Source organism: Paenibacillus sp. 3LSP (assembly GCF_032465655.1).
GTDB classification, from domain to species: Bacteria; Bacillota; Bacilli; order Paenibacillales; family Paenibacillaceae; genus Fontibacillus; species Fontibacillus barengoltzii.
On the sequence record NZ_JAWDJI010000068.1, the window covers coordinates 27,498 to 48,700 of the forward strand.

General features: G+C 51.3%; 22 protein-coding genes. 17 read left to right on the top strand and 5 right to left on the bottom strand.

The features are described 5' to 3' along the window. Positions 1–138: 138 nt before the first annotated feature. The 5 genes from RW092_RS05120 to RW092_RS05140 all read right to left on the bottom strand — a co-directional run bounded on the left by RW092_RS05120 (position 139) and on the right by RW092_RS05140 (position 4,805). Complete coding sequence (locus RW092_RS05120) at positions 139–879, bottom strand: ABC transporter permease (protein ID WP_028539596.1); 741 nt, start codon at positions 877–879, stop codon at positions 139–141. Between the two features lies 1 nt (position 880). Further along, a complete protein-coding gene (locus RW092_RS05125) occupies positions 881–1,597 on the bottom strand; it encodes an ABC transporter permease (RefSeq protein WP_028539597.1) in 717 nt (238 codons plus the stop codon). Beyond that, positions 1,594–2,508, bottom strand: coding sequence for an ABC transporter ATP-binding protein (locus tag RW092_RS05130; protein ID WP_016314026.1), 915 nt, complete (start codon positions 2,506–2,508; stop codon positions 1,594–1,596). The genes RW092_RS05125 and RW092_RS05130 overlap by 4 nt, the downstream gene beginning before the upstream one ends. 213 nt (positions 2,509–2,721) lie before the next feature. After that, the gene (locus RW092_RS05135; RefSeq protein ID WP_316009695.1) at positions 2,722–4,128 is read right to left on the bottom strand and encodes a sensor histidine kinase; all 1,407 of its coding nucleotides are present in this window, start codon (positions 4,126–4,128) and stop codon (positions 2,722–2,724) included. Further along, positions 4,125–4,805: a response regulator transcription factor gene (locus tag RW092_RS05140; protein WP_028539599.1), complete on the bottom strand. Its 681-nt coding sequence runs from the start codon at positions 4,803–4,805 to the stop codon at positions 4,125–4,127. The genes RW092_RS05135 and RW092_RS05140 overlap by 4 nt, the downstream gene beginning before the upstream one ends. A 198-nt stretch (positions 4,806–5,003) precedes the next feature. On the opposite strand from RW092_RS05140, the gene RW092_RS05145 reads away from it, so the two are divergent. From RW092_RS05145 to RW092_RS05225, 17 genes are all read left to right on the top strand, one after another. Then, a complete protein-coding gene (locus tag RW092_RS05145) occupies positions 5,004–6,275 on the top strand; it encodes a DUF438 domain-containing protein (protein ID WP_028539600.1) in 1,272 nt (423 codons plus the stop codon). A 353-nt stretch (positions 6,276–6,628) separates the two neighbouring features. Further along, positions 6,629–7,579 (top strand): ROK family glucokinase, encoded by a 951-nt coding sequence (locus RW092_RS05150; RefSeq protein ID WP_009224998.1) that lies wholly within the window; start codon positions 6,629–6,631, stop codon positions 7,577–7,579. Positions 7,580–7,850: 271 nt separating this feature from the next. Next, positions 7,851–8,741: an RNase adapter RapZ gene (rapZ, locus tag RW092_RS05155; RefSeq protein WP_316009696.1), complete on the top strand. Its 891-nt coding sequence runs from the start codon at positions 7,851–7,853 to the stop codon at positions 8,739–8,741. Between the two features lie 124 nt (positions 8,742–8,865). Next, on the top strand, positions 8,866–9,810 hold the full coding sequence (locus RW092_RS05160) for a gluconeogenesis factor YvcK family protein (RefSeq protein WP_009224996.1): 945 nt from the start codon (positions 8,866–8,868) through the stop codon (positions 9,808–9,810). Between the two features lie 5 nt (positions 9,811–9,815). After that, on the top strand, positions 9,816–10,745 hold the full coding sequence (gene whiA, locus RW092_RS05165) for a DNA-binding protein WhiA (RefSeq protein WP_316009697.1): 930 nt from the start codon (positions 9,816–9,818) through the stop codon (positions 10,743–10,745). A gap of 109 nt (positions 10,746–10,854) precedes the next feature. Continuing rightward, positions 10,855–11,124 (top strand): HPr family phosphocarrier protein, encoded by a 270-nt coding sequence (locus RW092_RS05170; protein ID WP_009224994.1) that lies wholly within the window; start codon positions 10,855–10,857, stop codon positions 11,122–11,124. A 155-nt stretch (positions 11,125–11,279) separates the two neighbouring features. Then, the gene (locus RW092_RS05175) at positions 11,280–12,035 is read left to right on the top strand and encodes an SIMPL domain-containing protein (RefSeq protein WP_028539603.1); all 756 of its coding nucleotides are present in this window, start codon (positions 11,280–11,282) and stop codon (positions 12,033–12,035) included. Between the two features lie 30 nt (positions 12,036–12,065). Continuing rightward, positions 12,066–12,293, top strand: coding sequence for a hypothetical protein (locus tag RW092_RS05180; RefSeq protein WP_009224992.1), 228 nt, complete (start codon positions 12,066–12,068; stop codon positions 12,291–12,293). A gap of 159 nt (positions 12,294–12,452) precedes the next feature. Further along, positions 12,453–13,232 carry a hypothetical protein gene (locus RW092_RS05185; protein WP_009224991.1) on the top strand — a complete coding sequence of 260 codons (780 nt, stop codon included), beginning with the start codon at positions 12,453–12,455 and terminating at the stop codon, positions 13,230–13,232. A gap of 99 nt (positions 13,233–13,331) precedes the next feature. Then, positions 13,332–13,955 (top strand): hypothetical protein, encoded by a 624-nt coding sequence (locus tag RW092_RS05190; protein WP_157273412.1) that lies wholly within the window; start codon positions 13,332–13,334, stop codon positions 13,953–13,955. A 181-nt stretch (positions 13,956–14,136) separates the two neighbouring features. Further along, on the top strand, positions 14,137–15,111 hold the full coding sequence (locus RW092_RS05195; protein WP_028539604.1) for an ABC transporter ATP-binding protein: 975 nt from the start codon (positions 14,137–14,139) through the stop codon (positions 15,109–15,111). Then, positions 15,108–15,959 (top strand): ABC transporter permease, encoded by an 852-nt coding sequence (locus tag RW092_RS05200; RefSeq protein WP_016314017.1) that lies wholly within the window; start codon positions 15,108–15,110, stop codon positions 15,957–15,959. The genes RW092_RS05195 and RW092_RS05200 overlap by 4 nt, the downstream gene beginning before the upstream one ends. After that, a complete protein-coding gene (locus RW092_RS05205) occupies positions 15,956–16,762 on the top strand; it encodes an ABC transporter permease (RefSeq protein WP_016314016.1) in 807 nt (268 codons plus the stop codon). The genes RW092_RS05200 and RW092_RS05205 overlap by 4 nt, the downstream gene beginning before the upstream one ends. Before the next feature lie 46 nt (positions 16,763–16,808). Continuing rightward, complete coding sequence (locus RW092_RS05210) at positions 16,809–17,855, top strand: ABC transporter substrate-binding protein (RefSeq protein WP_316009698.1); 1,047 nt, start codon at positions 16,809–16,811, stop codon at positions 17,853–17,855. Between the two features lie 131 nt (positions 17,856–17,986). After that, positions 17,987–18,766, top strand: a complete 780-nt coding sequence (locus tag RW092_RS05215; protein ID WP_016314014.1) for a DUF3298 and DUF4163 domain-containing protein — start codon at positions 17,987–17,989, stop codon at positions 18,764–18,766. A 199-nt stretch (positions 18,767–18,965) separates the two neighbouring features. Then, entirely contained in the window at positions 18,966–20,378 is a 1,413-nt protein-coding gene (gene uxaC, locus RW092_RS05220) for a glucuronate isomerase (RefSeq protein WP_316009699.1), read from the top strand. Positions 20,379–20,397: 19 nt separating this feature from the next. Then, a partial coding sequence (locus RW092_RS05225; RefSeq protein WP_316009700.1) for a LacI family DNA-binding transcriptional regulator occupies positions 20,398–21,203 on the top strand: 806 nt, incomplete at its 3' end.

Consider the following 21,203-nt stretch of genomic DNA (forward strand, 5'->3'; position numbering starts at 1 on the left):
GAAAGCCAAATGAAAGATGAATAACCTCCCCATTAAATAGAAGGCCTGTAGAGGGTCTGGATGGCTAACATGCTCATCCGGCTCATCTACAAGGCCTTTTTTGTATTCAGTGGATCAGGTTGATGTAGTTTGATTGATTTATACCGCTTTGCGGCGGAAGTACAACATCCCAGCGATCAGGAACAACAGGAAGCTGCCGAGAACCGTAATGAGCAAACTCTCGTACGGCAGGTTAAAGGCACCGTAATCCGCTTGCCCGCGCGGCATCATGGCCAGCAACGGCTGTGCCCAAGGATAGAAAGGGCCAATCTTGTCTGAATTGATGATCAGCAGATTTGGAATCGTCAGGGATACGTTCACCGCAAGCGGCGCTGCGAAGCTGGACCACACCAGCGAGACGCCCAGCTGTAAGGCAACCAGTGGCATACAGGCAATCCAGCCGCCGATAAGGCTCGTGGCGATCATCCCCCATGGCATTGGGCCAGAGATCCCTTGGAATAGGGCTACAATCAACAGGGCAGCTAGAAAGAGCAGCTGAGAGGCGGCTAATAAGACGGCAACGACGGTGAATTTGGCCAGATAAACTGCGCTCCGTGAGACAGGAAGCACCAGCAGCTGCTTCCAACCGCCGCCCGTGTGCTCATAACGGCAGAGGAACGACGGAAATAAGCCGGACATGATTGGCAGAAATAGTAGTGCATGAAGCATCGACATGGCGCTGATCAAGAGCGGCCAGACTGCTGCATCAGCCCCCTTTGGCAGATTAACCAGGGCGCCGATCAAGGCAGACAGGGCCGGGCTGATCAGCAGGACGAGCCAGAGGCGCGAGCGTGACATTTTGAGCCGTTCTGCGGCCAGTACGTTCAGGAACGTCTTCATCTTAATCCACGTCCTTTCGGTTGAAATGAACAAGTCCAGTCAACAGGATAACTGCGCCGCAGGCAAGTCCGGCAGCGACAAACCATTCGCGGTGCGGTCCTTCGAAGCCGAACAACGGCCAGTTCAGTGGAAACCACTCGGACAGGTTCAATGTAAACGGCGAAAGGATGGAAATCGTGACGCCAAGAGATACCGGCAACGACTGGTTCCGATAGGAGAGCGACAGCCAGAGCTGGAGGGCCAGCAGCGGCAACGCGGCAAAAAACGGATAGAACCCAAGGCGAGCCAAATCCGCGTAAGGGATGGAACTGGCCTCGAAACCGAGAGCGATACCTAGAATTACGGTTACGACCGATAACAGCACGCAGGAAACGGACAGCAGCAGGAAGCATAACAGGAACTTGGCACAATACACCGCGGTCCGTGAGATCGGCAAAGCCAGCAGTTGTTTCCAGGAGCTAAGCTGATGTTCGACGTTCGCCACTAGCGAGCTGACCAAGGTACAGCCGAGATATATCGCAATCGGCACGAAGAAGGAAATATTCTGCAGGAGACCTCCCCACAGGTCATCGGCATATTGCTTGGTCAACCAGTCGTAGCGCAGCCCGAAATTGAGCGCCTGCATGGCGACCAATCCGAGCGGAGCGAGAAAGATAAGAAACCAGATACCTTTACGCCGGATCTTCAAAAAGTCGGCTGAGAGGGAGCGTAACATCATACCGCGGTCCCCTCCCCAATGACCTGCATAAAGATATCCTCCAGCGACTTCTTCTTCTGCTCAACGCGATAGATCGCATGTCCGTTCTCCACCAGCTGTTTGACCAGGCGTGCGACCTGGGCGTCAGCCATCCCCGGGAACGAGAGAACTCCGCTTCGCAGCTTGCCGATGGCGCCTAGATCACGGGCTACCCAAAGGGCTTCATCCGGCTCTGAAACAACGAGTTCCATATCGTGAGCCGCCTGAAGCCGCAGATTGTCGATCGTATCCTGAAACACCATCCGACCTTCGCGGATAATGCCCACTTTGCTGGCCATCAGCTCCATCTCCCCGAGCAGGTGGCTGGATACGAGCACAGTGATGCCGTAACGCTTCGGCATGCTCTTAATTAATTCGCGGATCTCATGAATCCCGGACGGGTCCAGTCCGTTGGTCGGTTCGTCCAGGATGAGCAGTTCAGGGTTACCCAGCAACGATGCGGCGATGCCCAGGCGCTGCTTCATCCCCAGGGAGAAGCCCTTCACCGGCCGTCGTGCTTCGCTAGACAGCGAGACGATATCCAGCACCTCGTCGATGCGCGATTTCGGCACCTGCAAGATACGGCGGATCGCTTCCAAGTTGTCGATGGCGCTCAAATGTCCATAATAGGACGGGGATTCGACCAGCGAACCGATGCGGCGCAGAATCGCCAGCTTATCGCGTTGCAGCTCGCGGCCAAAGATGCGGATGCTGCCCGAAGTGGGCTGAATTAAGCCCAGTAGCATGCGGATTGTTGTGGTTTTCCCTGCACCGTTAGGTCCGAGGAACCCGTAGATGTCCCCCTTCGCAATCTCCAGGTTTAAGTGGTCCACGGCGTAACGGCCGCGATATTTTTTGGTTAAACCTTCCGTTTGAATGATCATTTCACTCACGAATTATCACCTCGTCATGATCATATCGCCCGGAGGTTAAAGGCAAAGGCGGGATAAGTTTAAGATTCGTTTAATTTTGGGGCATGAAACATTTTTACACACAAAACGGGGATTGCTCCCTCACAAAAATGTATCATTGAAGGCATCGCGAATCGCTGAGATACTTCCTCCGAATCGAGGGAAAGGAAGCAGCTTTGGAGACAGTCTCTCTCCTTATTTCAACGACAATTTCGCCGCTGGATAAATATACACTTTCGTTCCGGCTTCACTGGATATGGTGGCTCGTGTGAGTCCCATTTCTCGGAGCAGCAGATCGACGATTTGCAGGCCTAGCCCCGCGCCTCCATTTGCGGAAACCGACTCCATTCCAGGGCCGTGGTCGCTGATCGTGAGAGCCGTAGTGCCCTCGTATGGCTCTACCGCAATCCCGGCATACCGACCCGATCCGGCATGGCGGACCAGGTTCTGGAACAGGTTATCGAGTACGCGGCGGAACCCTTGGGCATCCACGTTCCAGTAAATCGGCTGCTCTGGCAGCTCAATATCGGCTGTAATCCCGTTCTTCTCCCAGACAGGGTACCAGGCCGCCGCACTTTCCCGCACGATCCGCAGGATATCCAGCCGCTCCAAGGACATGGCATACCGTCCGCTGGAGAGCAGGTTGTACGATAACAGATGATCCATCAGTCCGGATAAATCACTGATTTTCGTCTCCATCAAAGCCAGGGATTGCTTTCCCTGTTCGGATAGAGATTCCTGACGGAGCGAATACAAATGGCTGCCCAGCACGGTTAACGGCGTCCGCAAGTCATGGGACAGGTGGCTGATCAGGCTCTTGCGCAGCTCCTCTTCCTCACGCTCCCGCTGGCGACTGTCCTTCAGGGCGAACACCATATGGTTAAAAGCGAGCTCCAATCGGCCGATTTCGTCCGGACGCCCTTCCTCGATGGGGGACGGCAGACCATCGGGACCCGGACGGGTCATGCCGGCTTCCAGGCGCAGCAGGCGCTTGCGGATATCGCTGAAGAACAGATAGGAGAGCAAGACGAACGCCCCTAGCAGAATCGCGATGAACACGCCGTAAAAGCGATTGTCGCTAAACTGCTCCCCTTTTTGAATCACCATATATTTACGCGGGAGCTCCAGCACCATGAAGCCTTGTTGAGCTTGTTCGTCCCCGCCAATAAAAGCGACGACCGTAAAAGGATCAGCATCTACACGCTGCTTCATGAAGGCGATGGTATCCTCTAGGGACCATTGCGGGGGCACCGACGCTTGTTCCGGCAGCTGCAGGCGGGTCATGCCGGCGGTGTCGACCCAATACAGCGCGGCGTCAGGATACCGCTGCTTCATCTCTTTGAGCTTCGCGTCGATGGTCTCATCTTGAGCTCCCTTGAGTTCAGCAGCCGCTTGATGCCAAGCGGCCTCAATTTGTTTTCCGGTGCCATAAGGACGGATCTCGTGTCCGTAATGGTCAGGGTTTAGGAGCACATTCACCCCCCAGGCTGCAATGAAGCTGATAGGAATCATGACAGGAATAAAGACAAATGCGATCCCTAAAATCAAAACGTATCGCGTCAGCAGGGATTTACGGAACTTGCGCACTGGACGAAATTTCATGTTCTCACCCGATAGCCGATCCCGCGGATGGTTTCGATTACTTCAGGATTGGCAGGATCCCGTTCGAGCTTCTCGCGCAGGTGGCGGATATGCACCATCAAGGTTTTGTCCCCGTCGAGGTAGGGCTCGTTCCATACCGCCTCATAGATCTGCTCCTTGGTCAGGATTTGCCCGAGGTGGCGCAGCAGGTAGGCGAAAATATGAAACTGCTTGCCGGTCAGCACGATCTCCTCGTTGGTATCCTGATGGATAATCCGGTTTTCTTTCTCATACACAAGCAAATGTTTGATCCGCAGCGGCGCCGGGTCAGCAATCCCCCCGCTGCGGCGAAGCAGCACCTCGATTCGCGCGGCGAGCTCATCCGGATGGAACGGCTTCGTTAAATAGTCGTCGGCAAACTTCAATCCTTGCAGTTTGTCGTCAATCGAAGTGCGAGCCGATAGCATCAATACCGGCAGCTTCGGATACTTCTGCTTCAACCGTCCCCCAATCGTGAAGCCGTCTAACCCTGGCAGCATTACGTCCAGGATAACTAGTTGGCAATCGACAGCTTTCTCCACCGCCTGATCCCCGTGCTTCAGCCAGGTGACTGTATACCCGCGCGCTTCCAGGTTGGAGCTGACCCATTCCCCGATTTCGGGATCGTCTTCAATATATAGCAAATGTGTAGTAGGCATAATGACACTCCTCCTGACTCTATTTTGGCAAAAGACGGAACAAAAAGAAACGGGGGGTTCCGTGAAATATTTGTGATTGCAATCACAAGTCGGTGATTTTCCCTGTGCTACGTTGTTATTGAGAATGGTTATCAACGAAAGTCAACGGGACATTTCGAAGCTGAAATCAGATCGATTTCTATAAGGAGGGGTTAGGCGATGAGCGAACTGATTAATAACCGGGAGTATGGCGCACCGGAACAAAGCCGCCGGCAGCAGATGCTAAAGGAGATTATTAAGGAGCTTCATCAGGGGAAGAGCGTGGAGGAAGTGAAGGCGCGGTTTGAAGAGGCTGTCGGTGACGTGACGGTTGCGGAAATTTCTGCGATGGAGCATGCGCTGATGGATGAGGAGGGCATTCCAGTCGAAGAGGTTCAGCGGCTGTGCTCGGTGCATACGGCGATTTTTAAGGGCTCGATCGAGGACATTCACCGGTCGTCCAAGCCGGAGGAGCAGCCGGGGCACCCGGTGCATACCTTCAAGCTGGAAAATCGCGAGATCGAGCGGCTGGTGAATTTCAAGCTTCAGCTTCATCTGGACAAGTACCGAAAGGCCCCCAGCAGCGAGATCGTATACAAATTGTTAGAGGATTTAAACCTGCTGATGGATCTTGATAAGCACTATAGCCGTAAGGAAAACCTGCTGTTCCCGTATCTGGAGAAGTACGGCATCTACGGACCGACGAAGGTGATGTGGGGCGTGGACGACGGCATCCGCATGATGATCAAGGAAACGAAGGGCAAGCTGGCGGACGGCAGCGCGGATCCGGAGACGATAGTGATGGATCTGGAACGGATTATTAAGGAAGTCAATGAGATGATTTTTAAAGAAGAAAATATTCTGCTCCCGATGGCCCTTGAGAAGTTAACGGAGGACGAATGGGTCAGCATTGCCCGGGAAAGCGATCAGATCGGCTTCTGCTTAACCGCGCCGGAGCGCGAATGGATTCCAGAGCGCGTACCGCTGCAATCCTTGGGTGAAGAAGAGGAAGGAACCGCGCAGGCAGGTACGGAAGCAGGAGTTCCGCAAGGGTACGTTAAATTTGAGACCGGCGTTCTCTCGATGGAACAGCTGGAGGCGGTAATGAACCATCTCCCAGTGGATCTGACGTTTATCGATGAGAACGATGTCGTCCGATATTTCTCCCACGGTAAAGAGCGCATCTTTGCCCGGACGAAGGCGGTCATTGGCCGGACCGTACAAAATTGCCACCCGCCGCAAAGCGTCCATGTCGTCAACCAGCTGTTGGAGGATTTCAAGGCGGGGCGGAAGGATGTCGAGGACTTCTGGATTCCGGTGAAGGACAAATTTGTGTACATCCGCTATTTCGCTGTACGCAGTGAGGATGGACGTTATTTAGGAACGCTGGAGTTCACGCAGAACATCGCTCCTATTCGCGAGCTGCAAGGGCAGAAACGTATTTTGTCCTAGTTCCGAGCAAAAGCGGCTCGATCCTGTCCAATATGGCTCACTCCTCTTCTTGCATCCGGCGTTTGCATTTGCGAATGCCGGTTTTTTCATATAACGGAAACTACACTCGCTGACGCTTGCCTGTGATCTGTGTCATTTACGCAAAATCCCTTATCGGTATTGGGATTGCCGTTTCTTCCCTTCTCTTGACCGAACCGATGGGTTCGCTTATAGTTGGTACGTAGGAGAAAACTACTTGCGAAGGCGTTTTCAGTCATGGCGCGGAATAAAGCGGCGATGGATCGAGAATGGCCTTTTTGCACGTATAGGTATGTAAATGATCTATATATTTATGAAAAAGGTGGCTTGTGAAAATGTCTGAAAAAATCTACATTGGCGTTGACCTGGGAGGTACGGCAGTCAAAGTCGGCATTTGCAATGAAGAAGGGCAGCTTCTTCATACGTACGAAGGACCGACCGAAGTCGATAAGGGCGCGGATACGGTCGTGGCGAATATCGAGAAGTACGTCCGGCGTGTCGTGGAAGAATCGCCGTTCGCCTGGGAACAGGTGGCCGGGGTAGGCGCCGGGGTCGCCGGGTTTACGAATGTCCGCGAAGGGATCATCATTTTGGCGCCGAATGTAGGTTTGAAGGATTTCCCGATTCGCGCCATTTTGGAGGAGCGACTGGGCAAGCCAATCAAAATAGACAATGATGCCAATGTGGCCGCACTTGGTGAAGCTTGGGGCGGTGCAGGCAAAGGCATCGACAATTGCGTATGCTACACGCTGGGAACCGGCGTTGGCGGCGGGATCATCATTAACGGGAAGATTTATCAAGGCTTCTCCGGAATGGCCGGAGAGCTTGGACATATGTCTGTAGTTCCGGATCTGGAAGCGATCGGCTGCGGCTGCGGCCAAATGGGCTGCTTGGAAACCGTATCCTCGGCTACGGGGATTATTCGCATGGCAAAAGACGCTGTGGCGCGCGGTGACCGGACCTCGCTGGCTCATGTGGAGAACATTATGGCGAAGGATGTGTTTGACGCAGCTAAAGCGGGTGACGAAGCGGCAATTCGCATCGTGAACCGGGCGGCCTTCTATCTGGGCAAATCGATGGCGGCTGTCGCTGTCGTTCTGAATCCAGAGCTGTTTATTATCGGCGGGGGCGTGTCCAAAGCCGGTGACATTCTGTTTAACGAAGTTCGCAGCGTATTCGCCAAATTGACGCCGGAGCCGGTGCAACGCGGCATGCAAATCGTTCCTGCAACCTTGGGCAATGACGCGGGAATGGTCGGTGCCGCTGGCCTCTTCCTCCGTTCTTAATCATAAGGTAGTTCAAGAGGTCGTCTTTCCATCACGAAGCATCTAACGGACACCAGAGCCGTTATTTGCCTGTCGTGAACGGATGACAGTTTCTAGCGGACTGAGGAGACCTTATTTGTGGGAAATGCTGCTCAGTGGCCATTCTCAGAGCCCTTTAAGGTATCTGGGGTCCGTTACAGTGGGAAATAGCCGGGAAATCGAGAAATAGAGTCATTACGGTCCGTTACAATTAGATTATGGACAAGGAGAAGTACGCGAGGAGGGAATACTCATGCCGGAGAAAGAAACAAGTTCGGTCGCCAATCTGATCATTATCACGGGCATGTCGGGGGCAGGCAAGTCGCTGGCCGTGCGCAGTTTGGAGGATCTCGGATTTTTTTGCGTAGATAATTTGCCTCCGGTGCTGATTCCCAAATTCGCAGAATTGATTGAACAATCCAAAGGGAAAATCGCCAAGGTTGCGCTGGTCATCGACCTGCGCGGCCGGGAGTTCTTCACGGCGCTTTCGGAGTCGCTTAGCTTTATTAAGGAGCATTTCACCATTAAGTGTGAAATCCTGTTCCTCGATGCCACCGATTCGATCCTCGTGCAGCGGTATAAGGAGAGCCGCCGCCGCCATCCGATGGCCCCGGACGGGATGCCGCTGGACGGTATCCGGCTGGAACGCAAAATGTTGGATGATCTGCGGATGTCGGCAACTCAAGTGATCGATACCAGCAACATGAAGCCGGCACAGCTTAAGGAGAAGATCATTTCCCGATTCTCGCATTTGGAGAGCAGCAATTTATCGGTGAACATCACTTCGTTTGGATTCAAATACGGGATTCCGATCGATGCCGACCTGGTGTTCGACGTGCGCTTCCTGCCGAATCCCCATTATATCGAGCAGCTGCGGCCGCTCACGGGACAAAACAGCGAGGTATATGAATATGTTATGAAGTGGCCGGAGACGCAGACATTCTTGGCTAAATTGCTGGATATGCTGCATTTCCTGCTGCCGCAATACCATAAAGAGGGGAAAAGCCAAGTCATCATCGGCATCGGCTGTACCGGCGGCAAACACCGTTCGGTTGCCATTGCCGAGTACCTGGGTAAGATGCTTGGCGTCAGCGAAACGGAAACGGTTCGCGTCAGTCATCGCGACGAAGGCCGGGACCGCTAACCAAGCCCCCTGCAAGTATAGAGGACATTCAAAAGGATAACCTGTTCCCTTTTTGAACCCTCATTAAGAGGTGAACCTAGTGATACATCGGGCTAAGGATATAAGAGTTCCGCGGATCGTTGTGATGGGCGGCGGTACTGGCTTGTCTGTCATGCTCCGCGGGTTGAAAGAGAGACCGCTCGATATCACGGCTATCGTAACTGTAGCCGACGATGGGGGCAGCTCCGGGATCTTGCGCAATGAATTACAAATGCCGCCGCCCGGGGATATTCGCAACGTACTTACGGCACTGGCTGACGTCGAACCGTTGCTGTCGGATATGCTGAACTACCGGTTTGCATCGGGTTCGGGGTTGGCCGGGCACAGCTTGGGCAATCTGATCTTAGCGGCAATTACCGATATTTCCGGCGATTTCGTGACCGCGGTGCGTGAGCTGAGCCGCGTCTTTGCCGTACGCGGGCGCGTGTTGCCGGCTGCGGGTCAGGCGGTCGTGCTGCATGCGGAGATGGAAGACGGTACGATCGTAACCGGGGAATCGAAGATTCCGGAGGTTCGAGGCAAGATCAAGCGAATTTTCCTTGAACCGGAGGAGGTCGAGCCATTGCCGGAGGCCGTAGAGGCCATTCGGGAGGCGGACGCCATTCTGATTGGACCGGGCAGCCTGTACACCAGCATTATTCCGAATTTGCTTGTACCGAAGCTGGCAGAGGCCGTGTTGGAGAATACCTCCGCGATCAAAATATTCATATGCAACGTCATGACCCAACCGGGCGAAACGGACGATTATACGGTCAGCGACCATTTGCAAGCCGTGTATAATCACGTGGGCAAGCATTTGTTCGACTACGTTATCGTGAACGATGGCGAAATTCCACCGCAGGTTCAAGACTTTTACGCGGAGAAGGGCGCCAAGCCCGTCCAGGTGGACTGGGATAACGTGACGGGTCAAGGCTATAAGGTGATTGCCGATACCCTGGTGTTGTTCCGCAGATATTTGCGGCATGATGCCGATAAATTAAGCCATCATATATACCAACTAGTAGAAAACTGGATTTTACGAAAGAGGTGAGTCTCTTGTCCTTTGCGGCGCAAACCAAAAAAGAGCTGACGATGGTCGAAGCCTCAGACTGCTGTGAGCAGGCTGAACTATCCGCCCTCATCCGAATGAACGGATCGGTGCAGGTTTCGAACAAGAAGATCGTTTTGGATATTTCCACCGAAAACGCCGCGATCGCAAGGCGGATCTACTCCTTGTTGAAGAAGCATTTCCACATTCACACGGAGCTGCTGGTCCGCAAAAAGATGCGCCTCAAGAAAAACAATGTCTACATCGTTCGCATTCCGGCCCGGGTGGAGGAGATTCTAAAGGAGCTGAAAATCGTCTCCGAGGGGTTTATTTTTAATCCCGGGATTAATCCGGAGCTCACTCGGAAAAACTGTTGTAAGCGGGCTTATCTGCGCGGGGCGTTCATGGCCGGCGGGTCGGTCAACAATCCGGAGGGTTCGTCTTACCATTTGGAGATCGCCTCGATGTACGAAGAGCATTGCAAGGCGCTGGTCGATCTGGCGAACGAGTTTCATCTGAACGCACGTTGTATCGAGCGGAAGAAAGGCTTTATTTTCTACATCAAAGAAGGCGAAAAAATCATCGAGCTCCTCAGCATCATCGGCGCACATCAGGCGTTGTTCAAATTCGAGGACGTGCGAATTATGCGCGACATGCGCAATTCCGTCAATCGCATCGTGAACTGCGAGACGGCCAACTTGAACAAAACGATTGGCGCTGCGGTCCGGCAGATTGACAACATCAAGCTGCTGCAGAAGGAAGTTGGGCTCGAGAACCTGCCGGAGAAGCTGCGGGAGGTCGCCGAGGTTCGCTTGGCTCATCCGGATATGAACCTGAAGGAAGTGGGCGAACTGCTGAAAGGAACCGTCAGCAAATCGGGGGTAAATCACCGGTTACGCAAGATCGATGAGCTTGCTGAAAAAATTCGCGGAGGCTAATCTGGTTTTGCTGCTAGTGTGATTTGTATTCCGTATGCTATAATGATAGAAATTATAATGTCAACGAATGTGACGAAATGGATTGAATTCGTATAGGGGGTAAGTTTTCATGGTTAAACACCCGGTTACCGTTCGTTTGAAAACGGGGCTGCATGCTCGGCCGGCTGCGCTTTTCGTTCAGGAAGCGAATAAATATTCTTCAGAGATTTTCGTTGAGAAAGACGATAAAAAAGTGAACGCCAAGAGCATCATGGGGATTATGAGCCTTGCAATCAGCACAGGTACCGAGATTTACATTAGTGCGGAAGGTGCGGACGCTGAGCAGGCTGCAAACGCTTTAATCAATTTAGTCAGCAAAGAGGAGCTGGAGAACCAGTAAACGCTGGTTAAGCCTTAGCGAAACAAGGGGATGTTTCCGTGGAAGGATCACGGGATCATCCTTTTTTGCTTTATACTGCAACATTTGTCCACGATTTACGTTTAGAAGGTAAAATTACCAATCTTTAACCGAAAACAGAATGGAGGTCATGAAAAATGAAAACCTGGTTGAAGCCGGCAGCTTCTTTGCTGGTTGCGGGAACCTTGATTGCCGGAGGAATCTTTGTAAGCGGTGCCCTTAACGCGCCGGTGCCGGTTTATGCGGATGGCGAAATGCAAAAGAATGTCGTGACAGTGGTGGGTAGCGGTGAGCTGTCCGTGAAGCCGGACGTGGCGTATCTGTCCATTGGCGTGGTGACGGAGGCCAAGACAGCGAAAGAGGCTCAAAGCGCCAATGCGACTAAAGTGGCTGCGCTGACGAAGCTGCTGAAGGAGACGTGGAAGATTGCCGACAAGGACATTCAAACCGGTCAATTCTACGTACAGCCGAACTATACGTACAGCGACAAGGAAGGCCAACAGATCAAGGGATACAGCGCTTCGCATTCGCTGGAGGTCACTTACCGGGATTTGTCGAAGGTAGGACAATTGCTGGATGCGGCGTCTGCGGCGGGAGCCAACCGGATCAATAATATTCGCTTCAGCACCGAAAATCCGGATCAGTATCAAGACCAAGTGATTCAAAAAGCGATGAATGATGCGAACAAGAAAGCCGCCTCGATCGCGAAAGCCGCCAACCGCCAGCTGGGTATTGTGCTTAGCATCAGCCAAGGCAGCACAAGCACACCGATCTTCACGCAGAACGTGAAAATGATGGAAATGGCGGCAGCGGATTCTGCGGTGAGCACACCGGTGGAACCAGGCGAAATCGACCTGCAAACCACGTTAACAGTGATGTATGAGTTGAAATAGGGCATATAGGGAATCTATATCAGTTACTTAATGAGCTACCGCATAGGTTTGTGTGATAGCTCATTTTTGTATTTTACTAACTTTAAAGCCTTTGGAGATAAAATGACTGTTGAGAAAGTGGGATATAACACATTTAATTTGATAGTTAGCCCAGATCAATTGAAGATTCTTGAAACCCTGTCTACAGTCGACGCTATTTATATTCAACCTAAGAGTGGCGGTGGAGTTTATATCGAAAATTGTCCTTTGCTGCATTAGTAGGTATCGGCATTGAATGACAACGGGGCAGGCGCCATATAGAAGTGTGCCATAAATTAAGATAGAAAAAGGAATTTATATAGTAAATATTGACAAATTTAACATGGGAAAATAAGATAGAAACAGGTATAAAATACTAAAATTAAGGAGGAAAGAAAAATGAAAAGATTAAGTTTATTTTTATTGGTTTTATCTTTTATTCTCAGTAGTTTTTCAGGAGTTGCAAGTGCAGATATAGGGCGCAGTGAAGAAGATTTCGGCAAAATAGTACAGCAAGTTGACCGAATGAAAACTAACGGTGCTACAAAACAAGATGTCATACAATTTCTGGAATCAAAGGGTATTGAAGTACTAGCAAGTGATACTGTTATTTTTGATGCTAAAGGAAATGAATCTAATAGCATGACTCCAATGGCACTCAGTCCCCAATTAAGAGTACTTACAAACTATATTACGAAGGATAGTGACAGGTACTACGCTTGGGTACAGGTTGAGAAAAAAGCATCACTTCCTGCAGATGCTACCTATGAATTGTATCCAGCTTCATACGACGTTGTTTCTATTAACTGGGATTCTAAAAAGTTTGATTACGTGTCGAGTGGGACAAGTAATTCTGCGAATATGTGGTTAGCCGATGCCGATAATAGAAACTCAGGAACAATACTTTTCAACATCTATGATAACCTTGAGGGCGGTGGAGATGCATGGACAGTAAGTGCATATGCAAAATTATCTGCAAAAACAACAGGACAAACTACAACAGCTGCCAAGTATACTCATACTTATGATACAACTCAAAAATCAGAACAATATTCAGGTACAGCAAGCTGGACATGGGGTAGTCCTCTTGAGATAGGTGTGAACTACACAGTAACAACAACAGATGTCGAAAAAAATTGGACAAAGGCCGCAACTGCCTCTGTTACACTTTCAAAATAGTACATTTTATGTATAATAAAGTAAATGGGAAGTGATTTTGTTCCCGTTTACTTTATTTTTTTGGATTATTATTCCTAATAAAGGGAAGTGTTCCCAATAGTGAAAAAAGATGTTAATTTCAAGTGGATTTTAATCACAGCTATAGTTGTATTGTTATCGAATTTAATCCAATACATCATATTCGATCAAACCAAGGTAGAAAAGAAATCTGAAACTCAAAATATTTATGATATATTTACTACTTATTCTGATCGCGTTCTAAGTACCTATAGATTTTTAATTGAATTAGAAGATGATGATCGAACACCAAAGGAAGCGTACTTATTCTCAGAGGGTTTTTTAATGGGAATTAGCTCTGATTATTATACAAAACTGGATTTATTATTGGAAAAAATGGATGGGAAAGAATACAATTATGAACTTACTAACATTGTTGAAACGAATAAGAACTTGCAAAGGATGGTCTATGTTCTAAATAAATATTTATTTAGTCAACAAAATAATTCAGAATTCCCTGAAAATTGGGCGGAAGTAAAAGGCTCACTGATGAAAATAAGACCTTTATTAGCATCTTCATCCACGGAGGATTTAACCTTGTATAATATTACAAGCTATCCCAGGGAATTCATTACGCAACCCCAATATAGAGACACCATGATTTCTGTTAATAGGGGGATTTCTGAAGTTATAGATCAAATGATGAGGCTCGGAGACAGTGAGTAAAGTTACTCAGAGGTTCCTTGAAAACCCAAGGGAATTATAGCAAAACTATTGTAACCCGCGCCAAAACAAGGTATAGTGAATATGCGAAAAAATGAATCGAAGTACCCGATAAAGCCATACCAATGGATATGGCTTTTTTTTCTTAGGAAGACAAGCCTACATTGAAGGAGTTGATGCAAAGATGATAGAACTGGCCGCGGTGGAGAAGCACTTTGCGGGACAGGTCGCCTTGCATCCGCTATCGCTCACGATTAAGGAAGGGGAATTCCTCACCTTGCTGGGCCCAAGCGGCTGCGGCAAGACGACGATTTTGCGCATGATCGCTGGGTTCGAGCAACCGACCTCCGGGAAAATCCTGTTGGACGGAAAGGACCTGACGAATTTGCCGCCAAATCGCCGGGATTTGAACCTTGTCTTTCAACATTATGCTTTATTTCCTCATATGACGGTGGAAGAGAATGTCGCCTTTGGATTGAAGATGAAGAAGATGCCGATCAAGCAGCAACAGGAACGTGTGCGGGAGGCGGTTGAAATGACGCAACTGACCGCGCTCACGAAGCGATACCCGCACCAGCTGTCCGGCGGGCAGCAGCAACGGGTGGCCATCGCGCGGGCGATCGCCAACAAGCCGCGGGTACTGCTATTGGATGAGCCTCTGGGCGCGCTCGACCTGCAGCTTCGTAAGAGCCTGCAGGCTGAACTTAAGCAGCTGCAGCGCAGCTTGGGCATTACATTCGTTTACGTCACGCATGACCAGGAAGAAGCGATGATGATGTCTGACCGCATCGTCGTGATGAACAGCGGCAGAGTGGAGCAGATCGGCACCCCGCGGGAAATTTACGCACAGCCGGCCACGTTGTTTTCGGCCACCTTCGTGGGCGAGAACAATATTTTCTCCCGAGACGGGCAGTTATTCGCTGTGCGTCCGGAGAAGCTCAAGGCCGTACAGAGCGGGGAAGGCGTCGAAACGAAGCGCAGCGGCGAGCTGATGGACGTGCAATACCTCGGCGGCGTGCATAAGCTGATCGTGCAGCTGGAGAATGAACCGATGACCGTATCCATTGTGCTGGATGTCAACGATGAGCGTACGTGGCAAATCGGGGAGACGGTTGGGGTGGATTGGAAGCCGGAGGATGAGGTGGTCATCGGATCATGAAAAAATCTGGCTTAAGCATGCTGCCGGTGTTCCTGTGGTTATGCCTGTTCCTAGTTGTGCCGATGCTGATCGTCGTAGGCATCTCTTTTATGGGACGTGACGAGCTGGGCAATGTGGTACTGGACTTTAATTTGGATGCCTATGCGTTATTTTTTGACCCGTTATATTTGGGCATCTATTGGGATACGATTGTGTTATCCGTGCTGACGACCGCATTATGTCTATTGCTTAGTTACCCGTTGGCCTATTATATCGCAAACACCGGTCCGAGAATGCAAACCTGGGGCCTTGTGCTAATTACCGTGCCGTTCTGGATCAACTTCCTGATCCGTACCTATGCCTGGGTGCTGCTGCTGCGGACGCAAGGGATCGTTAATGAGTTCTTGCTTGGCATCGGACTGATCTCTGAGCCGCTGCAGATGCTGTACACGAAGGGCGCGGTGTTGCTCGGTATGGTGTATACGTTTATTCCGTTTATGGTGTTGCCGATCTTTGTCGCGTTGGAGCAGATGGACAAACGACTGCTGGAGGCGGCCAGCGATTTGGGCGCGTCGCGCTGGAAAGCGTTCTGGCACATTACGCTGCCGCAAACGAAGTCGGGGATCATGACGGGTTCTGTGCTGGTGTACGTTTCGACGACCGGCATGTTTGTCGTGACGGATATTCTCGGCGGGGCGAAATCGGCGATGATCAGCAACATCATTCAAAGTCAGTTTCTTGGGGCGCGCAACTGGCCGTTTGGTTCGGCGCTGTCCGTGATCTTCGTGATCACCTCGCTGATTCTGATTGCGCTGTTTAATCGGGCGATGACGTCCCGTTATCAAAGGGTGCGGGAGGTGCGTTCATGAAAACCAAAAGCCATCCGCTGCTCGGCGTTCATTCGCTGATCATGATGATTTTCATCTATGTGCCGATCCTGTTTATCGTTGCGTATTCGTTTAACAGTTCCAGGCTAGCGGCCGATTGGAGCGGCTTTACGTTCGACTGGTACATCTCGCTGTTTGATAACCGCCATGTCATGGAGGCCTTGGCCAACAGCTTAACCGTGGCGATCGTCTCAACGGTAATCTCGACGGTGCTTGGCACGCTGGCGGCGCTGGCGATGCGGAAGATCGGACGTCGCTTGAAGTCGGGGATGGGCGGCTTGCTGTATTTGCCGATTATCATTCCGGATATCATCATGGGCTTGTCGTTGCTGGTGTTGTTTAATCAGCTCCATATGCCGCTGGGCAAAATAACGATCATCATCGCTCATATCACGTTCAGCTTGTCCTATGTCTACGTTGTTGTCACCACCCGGCTTTCCGGTATGGGAGGTCAACTGGAGGAAGCGGCGCAGGATTTGGGGGCGAGCTCGTGGCAAACCTTCCGATATGTGACGTTGCCGCAAATTGCTCCGGGTATTATCTCCGGGGCCTTGATCGCGTTTACGCTGTCTTTGGATGATTTCATGGTCAGCTTCTTTGTCAGCGGGCCAAATTCGACCACATTGCCGATATATATCTATGGGCAGGTCAAACGGGGTATTTCCCCGGAAATTAACGCACTGTGTACGATTTTGATTCTGGTGACGGTCACTTTGATCTTCCTGGCGCAATTTGTACTCAATCGCGGCAAGGGCCAGAAGAAACAATCAGTGCTGCCATTTTAGGCGATTTTTGATATTCCATAAGACGAAATCGAAGGGAGATTGGGAATTGAACAAAAAGAGATGGGCTGGTCTCGTACTGGCAGGGATGTTGGTTGCCGGACTATTGTCGGGTTGCGGATCGTCGAAAGAGACGCTCAACATTTACAGCTGGGCGGATAACTTTGACGAGGAAGTGCTGGAGCAGTTCGAGAAAGAGTTTGACGTAAAAATCAATTATGACGTGTTTGCCAACAATGAGGATCTGCTGGCTAAAATTAAGGCGGGCGGCGGCGGTTACGATTTGATTCAACCGTCCGATTACATGGTGGCTACGATGATCAAGCAGGATCTGCTGGCACCGCTGGATATGAACAACATTCCGAACTTTGTGAACGTGTCTGACGCGTATAAAAACCCTTCCTACGATCCGGGGAACAAATACTCGATCGTATACACTTCGGGGGTTACGGGGATTGCGTATAACAAGAAATACGTGAAAGACGAGATCGACAGCTGGGAGGACCTGTGGAATCCGGAATACAAGGGCAAGGTCATTTTGCTGGACGATAACCGCGAAGTGATTGGCATGGCCTTGAAAAAGAACGGCTATTCCAACAGCTCCACCGACGAAGGTGAAATCACGACGGCTGTGGAGGATTTGAAGAAGCTGCTGCCAAGTGTGCTGGCTTTCGATACCGACAACATCAAGCAAAAAATGATTCAAGAAGAAGGCTGGATCGCCACCGTATGGTCGGGTGACGCTTCCTACATTGCCCAAGACAATCCGGATGTCGCTTATGTGGTACCTAAGGAAGGCGGCACGATCTGGTCGGATAACTACGCGATTCCGAAGGATTCGAAGCATAAAGAGCTGGCTGAGAAGTTTATCAACTTCATGCTTGATCCGGAAGTAAGCGCGAAGAACTACGAAGCAATCGGATACAGCGATCCGAATGTGAAAGCTGCGGAGTTCCACAGCGAAGAATACCGGAACGACAAGATGATTAATCTGTCCGAGGATGAGCTGTCTCGTACTGAATGGCTGGGTGACGTAGGCGATAAGCTGCAGCTGTACGACCGGTACTGGACCGAATTGAAGAGCGGCCGCGAGTAAGATCGGCTTACCTATTGCAACAGCGCCAGGCGCTTTCCGTGAGGGAAGGCGTGCTGGCGTTTTTGCGTACATGAATTTTTGCCACCCGGGTCATAATTTAGGTATTAACCGATAGAGGGTGGCGATAACAAGTGAAGCGTAATACGGTAAAAATGATCACTTCGCTGATGACCGCAGGCTTGATGATCTCCGGCTTGACCGTTGTTCCGGCAGAAGCCGCGCCGCAGGCTCCGGTCCAGATCAGCGGGGAGAAGCCAGAGACAGGCTCGGCAATGGTGCAGGAGCGGCAAGGCGTTAAAATCACGAATCATACGATCGTGAAGAAAATTCCCGAAGCGTCGATTAAAGTCGACTATCCGCAGGTGAGCGGATTAAAGCACAAGTCGGTACAGAAGAAGATCAATAAGCTGTTTAAGGTAAAAGCCGAGAAATTTGTGGCCAATGCGTTGAAGGAAGCGAAAGCGGGACAGCCTTCAACCCCCAGCGGGAACCCTTATGAGTATGTCGGGACTTACAAAGTGACGTACAACCGTGACGGGGTGCTCAGTCTTTATCAGGATTGGTACTCTTACACTGGCGGTGCGCACGGGATTACCGTACGTGACGGCTTGACCTTCCGGCTGGATAACGGAAAGCTGCTGACGCTGGACGAGCTGCTCCGGGCAAACCCGAATTATCGCAGCATCGTGGATCCGGAAATTGCCAAGAAGCTGCAGGAGACGGAAGGTTACTTCGGGAACTTCAAAACGATCGGCTCGAATCCGTCGTATTATGTGAAGGACGAGGGCGTGACGATCTTTTTCCAACTATACGAATACTTGCCTTACGTGTTTGGCTTCCCGGAATTCTACTTCCCGTTTAGCCAACTGCTGCCGCCGGGAACGAATCCGTTTGATTTCAACACACGCTGAGGTTTTGTCGAATCTAGGCTCATGCCCTCTTGGCTGCATTCGCGGCTGAGGGGGCTTTTTTGCTGAATGTGATCTGCGGGCCAGGGCCGATATTCTCTCTTGCGTTTTCTGATAAAACGTTTACAATATAAGCATCACGGCTATTGTTAACGTTAACAATTGGTTGAACTTCGGAATTAAAGGGAAGGGAGAATGAGAAGTGGCGAAGACATTTTTAGGGAAAAACTTTCTGCTTGGCAGCGAGACGGCGGAGAAATTGTATCATCAGTATGCGAAGGACCTGCCTATTATCGATTATCACTGCCATTTAAGCCCGCAGGAAATCTACGAAAACAAGACGTTCCGCAACTTAACCGAGGCTTGGTTGGGCGGCGACCATTACAAATGGCGGGTGATGCGGGCTTGCGGCATCGACGAGGAACGGATCACCGGCGGGGCGGATGATTACGATAAGTTTCTCGCTTGGGCGAAGGTGGTGCCGCAGCTGCTGGGGAATCCGCTGTACCATTGGACGCACTTGGAGTTGCAGCGTTTTTTTGGGATTGATGAGTTGCTGAATGAGGAGACTGCACCGGTCATCTGGGAACAAGCGAATGCCCAGCTGCAAAGTGAAGGATTTGGCGCGCGAGATTTGATTACGAAGTCGAAGGTGACGGTGGTCTGCACTACGGATGATCCGGCGGATTCGCTGGAGTACCATTTGAAGATCAAGGAGCTGGAAGGCTTCGATACGTTGGTGCTGCCGAGCTTCCGTCCAGACAAGTTCCTGGAAATTAATCGCGATACCTTTAAACCTTGGCTGGCGAAGCTGGAGGCGGCGGCGGGTAAGTCGATTCAGGGATATGGAACGCTGTTGGATGTGTTACGGGAACGGATCGACTTCTTCCATGAGGCCGGCGGGCGCGTATCAGACCACGCGCTGGATACGCTGGAATACGAGGAAGCGACGCTGGAGGAAGTGGAAGCGATCTTTGCTAAGGCGCTGAGTCAGGGTTCGGTGACGCCGGAGGAGGAACGGAAATACAAATCGTATACGATGGTGTTCCTTGGCAAGGAGTACTCCGCTCGGGGCTGGGCGATGCAGCTGCATATCCATGCGTTGCGGAACACGAATACGGCGATGCTCCGGCGGCTGGGTCCGGATACGGGCTATGATGCGATTAACGACGGTCCTTTGGCTGAAGCGCTGGCCCGGTTGCTGGACGCCATCGAGCAGGAGAGCGGGCTGCCGAAGACGATCCTGTATTCGCTGAACCCCAATGATTACTGGGCGCTCGCCAGCATCATGGGCAGCTTCCAGGGCGGCGGCGTTCCTGGTAAAATCCAATTTGGCACCGCTTGGTGGTTCAACGACAACAAGGACGGTATGATTCAGCAGATGCACACGCTGGCCAACTTCGGCGTGTTGTCGCAGTTCATCGGGATGCTGACGGACTCCCGCAGCTTCCTGTCCTATACGCGGCATGAATACTTCCGCCGCCTCTTATGCGACGTGCTTGGCGATTGGGTGGAGCGCGGCGAGGCGCCGGAGGACTATGCTCTGCTGGGCCGGATCGTCACGGATATTTGCTACGGCAATGCTAAGCGGTATTTTGCTTTTCCTGAGGCATAGAAAGGATTGACGCTGCTTCATGTCCGCTACGATCAAAGACATCGCCAAGCTGGCGAATGTCTCGCATATGACGGTTTCCCGGGCGTTGAACAACAGCCCGCTGATTAAAGAGGAGACCAAACGCAAGATTATGGAGATTGCTGAGCAGCTGAACTACGTGCCGAATTATAATGCCAAAAGTTTAGTGCTGCAGCGTTCGCATACGATTGGATTGTTTTTTACGAGTATGGTTCAAGGGACTTCCTCCAGCTTCTTGGCCGAGGCGATCCGCGGTGTGAGTCAGGAGGTTGGCGTCCAGTACAACTTGTTTCTGCGGGGGATCGACGATTTTGAGGACTTTAGCTCAATCCATCGGCGGCGGTTCGACGGTATCCTGCTCATGAGCCAAAGTGAGCGTGACGACACATTTATTCGTCATGTGCGGGAGCAAGGAATTCCTCTGGTCGTGCTGAATCGGAATGCGGACGATCCGACCATCGTCAATTTCGTGTCCAATGACCGGGCAGGGGCTTACGAGTTGACGCGATACTTGGCGGGCTGCGGGCATACGCGCATTGGCCTGGTAGAGGGAATTGCCGGCTATAAGTCGACGCAGGAGCGCAAGGAAGGGTATTTGCGGGCGATGAAGGATGCGGGCTTGGCCGTACGGGAGGAATGGCTTGTCGAGGGCCGCTACGACGTGGAGAGCGGTTATCTGGCGATGCACAAGTTGCTGGCGTTGCCGGAGCGGCCAACTGCGGTGTTTTGCTGCAACGACGACATGGCCATCGGTGCGATGAAGGCAGCGACAGAGGCGGGAATGCGGATTCCAGCGGATGTCTCGGT

What these genes read in the sequence shown, in the direction of transcription:
- RW092_RS05120 (WP_028539596.1), bottom strand. Translation starts at nt 879, where the DNA reads ATGAAGACGTTCCTGAACGTACTGGCCGCAGAACGGCTCAAAATGTCA.
- RW092_RS05125 (WP_028539597.1), bottom strand. Translation starts at nt 1,597, where the DNA reads ATGATGTTACGCTCCCTCTCAGCCGACTTTTTGAAGATCCGGCGTAAA.
- RW092_RS05135 (WP_316009695.1), bottom strand. Translation starts at nt 4,128, where the DNA reads ATGAAATTTCGTCCAGTGCGCAAGTTCCGTAAATCCCTGCTGACGCGA.
- RW092_RS05140 (WP_028539599.1), bottom strand. Translation starts at nt 4,805, where the DNA reads ATGCCTACTACACATTTGCTATATATTGAAGACGATCCCGAAATCGGG.
- RW092_RS05145 (WP_028539600.1), top strand. Translation starts at nt 5,004, where the DNA reads ATGAGCGAACTGATTAATAACCGGGAGTATGGCGCACCGGAACAAAGC.
- RW092_RS05150 (WP_009224998.1), top strand. Translation starts at nt 6,629, where the DNA reads ATGTCTGAAAAAATCTACATTGGCGTTGACCTGGGAGGTACGGCAGTC.
- rapZ (WP_316009696.1), top strand. Translation starts at nt 7,851, where the DNA reads ATGCCGGAGAAAGAAACAAGTTCGGTCGCCAATCTGATCATTATCACG.
- RW092_RS05160 (WP_009224996.1), top strand. Translation starts at nt 8,866, where the DNA reads ATGGGCGGCGGTACTGGCTTGTCTGTCATGCTCCGCGGGTTGAAAGAG.
- RW092_RS05170 (WP_009224994.1), top strand. Translation starts at nt 10,855, where the DNA reads ATGGTTAAACACCCGGTTACCGTTCGTTTGAAAACGGGGCTGCATGCT.
- RW092_RS05175 (WP_028539603.1), top strand. Translation starts at nt 11,280, where the DNA reads ATGAAAACCTGGTTGAAGCCGGCAGCTTCTTTGCTGGTTGCGGGAACC.
- RW092_RS05180 (WP_009224992.1), top strand. Translation starts at nt 12,066, where the DNA reads ATGAGCTACCGCATAGGTTTGTGTGATAGCTCATTTTTGTATTTTACT.
- RW092_RS05185 (WP_009224991.1), top strand. Translation starts at nt 12,453, where the DNA reads ATGAAAAGATTAAGTTTATTTTTATTGGTTTTATCTTTTATTCTCAGT.
- RW092_RS05195 (WP_028539604.1), top strand. Translation starts at nt 14,137, where the DNA reads ATGATAGAACTGGCCGCGGTGGAGAAGCACTTTGCGGGACAGGTCGCC.
- RW092_RS05200 (WP_016314017.1), top strand. Translation starts at nt 15,108, where the DNA reads ATGAAAAAATCTGGCTTAAGCATGCTGCCGGTGTTCCTGTGGTTATGC.
- RW092_RS05205 (WP_016314016.1), top strand. Translation starts at nt 15,956, where the DNA reads ATGAAAACCAAAAGCCATCCGCTGCTCGGCGTTCATTCGCTGATCATG.